Here is a 2,118-nt window from a genome sequence, read left to right on the forward strand (position 1 = left end):
CGTCCTTTTCCATTCCTAGGATAAGGACATGATATACGTCAACTCCTGGACAGGCAATTCAGTCAACTTTCGGCCATTATGGATTGGCCAAAACAATATATATCACATGCAAGTGGGTGCGGAGTTAGTAAATCGATATGGTATTTTACACGGGGGATTAATGACAGCCTTTATCGACACGGCTATGGCTGAGACCACATTTAAGGTCGATCACGCTGTCGCACGTGCGTTAACTCTGAATATATCCGTCGATTTCATAAGGCCTGCACACGTTGGTCAAACATTGTCGGCTGAGGTATCTACGATTCAAAACAGTCGTTCTATCATCGTGTTTCATGTGAACGTATACGAAGGGAACGAATTGGTATCCACTTCTCTGGCACACTTCTATAAACAATACAATAAGTAGTGCCTATTGTGTGTGGTCATGAGACGCAATGAGGAATCTGTTGATTCTAACGTGATGATTTTAGTCAAACATAGAAAAGGAGACTGTAGGAGATGAGCGATTGTCATTGGGAGGCAGATGTAGCTGGAGTGGATCATACAGATATTGTGATCGTCGGAGCGGGATATGCAGGGATGGCGGCCGCGGTCGAGTTCCAAAAACATCACACGCCATTTACATTGTTAAACAAGCATGACTATCACTATTTTAAGACATTGTTACATGAAGCTGCGGGTGGGCGAGCGGACCTATCAAATTTTGCGATTGCGATAGAAGATGTTGTTCGGGATCCAATGGCAAAATTTTTGAAAACGAACGTGGTGATGATCAATCCAAATGAACATCTGATTGAGACCAGTGCGGGGATACTATCGTATAGTAAGTTAATGATTGCGCTGGGAGGTCAGACAGCATTCTTCCGTATACCGGGCTTGAAGGAGCACAGTTTGGTTCTTAACACGCTGGAAGACTCGAAGCGAATTCGGCGACATATCGAATCGAAGGTTATGTCATATTCCCAAACCGAAGATTCGACATTACTGCGATTTGTGATTGGGGGAGGTGGACTCACGGGCGTTGAACTCATGGGGGAACTTGCTGATTTCTTACCTCGTCTCTTAGAAGAAAATGATATAAATAGGGACCGGCTCGAACTGATTCTTGTTCACAGCCACGACGACATTGTACCAGGTATTGATCAAAAACTGCGTGATATCGTGAAGGATAAGCTTCTTGAGCGGAAAGTCAAATTGCTGCTAAACGAGCGCGTTATAGAGGCGAAACCGTGTGCGGTTGTTCTGAGCGGTGGGGAGACCATTCATACTCAGACATTTATTTGGGCTGGAGGCGTATCGGCGAATCCAGTCCTTGAGTCTTCTGGCTTTAGCGTTGACCAGCGGGGCCGAGCGATTGTCAATGAACATCTCCAATCCGTAGACCATCCCGATGTTTATATCGTTGGAGATTGTGCTCACTATAAGGATAAAACCGGTGTTGTAGTACCCCAAACAGGGCAAGTCGCTGAACAAATGGGACAGCACGCTGCTAAAAATGTCATAGCTGCTTTACATGGCAAACATCAAAAACCATTTGTGTATCGGCATCATGGACTTGCCGTGTCCTTAGGGCCACATTATGGGGTTGCTGAGGTTGGACATCTACGAACCTCGGGATTTGCCGCTTTGGCATTGAAGGACGGCTCAAAGGCAAAGTACCTGATGCATTTAGGGGGGATACATGCGCTCATATATAAGCGAAAACAGTGGATTCACGTATAATACAATTGTTGAATGATCTACCTTAATGTTCCTGGTGATCGACGTTTACGGGCTGTGATTATAAGTAATTCCCCATGGGGTTCCATGTAACTTGTTTGACACGACACCGTTTAGTATCCTTACGATGAATTGGACACTAAACGGTGTCGTGTTTATAGGATGAGGCATAGGTGGGAGTGATCGGATCAACCCCCTCTTATTGGACAATCGATGTTTTTTGAAAGTGACTTAAGATTCGAACAAAACTTGAACGGTATCCGGAATTTTTCTCCCGTGCTTTTAAACGCGGATCGGTTTTGTCGGCATCAACCCGTTTTTCACATGTTCACGATGGAATTCTGCGGGTGACAAATAGTGAATGCTTGAATGAATCCGCTCGTTGTTGTACCACCT

3 protein-coding genes are annotated in these 2,118 nt (G+C 45.0%); 2 read left to right on the forward strand and 1 reads right to left on the reverse strand.

Features of this window, described 5'->3' with window-relative positions; all coding sequences use genetic code 11:
• Positions 1 to 106: 106 nt before the first annotated feature.
• Positions 107 to 409: a PaaI family thioesterase gene (locus J3482_RS22005; protein WP_369123491.1), complete on the forward strand. Its 303-nt coding sequence runs from the start codon at positions 107 to 109 to the stop codon at positions 407 to 409.
• Positions 410 to 501: 92 nt separating this feature from the next.
• Positions 502 to 1,725 carry an NAD(P)/FAD-dependent oxidoreductase gene (locus J3482_RS19910; RefSeq protein WP_206923051.1) on the forward strand — a complete coding sequence of 408 codons (1,224 nt, stop codon included), beginning with the start codon at positions 502 to 504 and terminating at the stop codon, positions 1,723 to 1,725.
• A gap of 279 nt (positions 1,726 to 2,004) precedes the next feature.
• Here J3482_RS19910 and J3482_RS22010 read toward each other — a convergent pair.
• Positions 2,005 to 2,118: IS3 family transposase (locus J3482_RS22010; RefSeq protein ID WP_369123492.1), on the reverse strand; the 114-nt coding region annotated here is incomplete at its 5' end.

Source organism: Alicyclobacillus suci (genome assembly GCF_017329615.1).
In the GTDB taxonomy this organism is placed as follows: domain Bacteria; phylum Bacillota; class Bacilli; order Alicyclobacillales; family Alicyclobacillaceae; genus Alicyclobacillus; species Alicyclobacillus suci.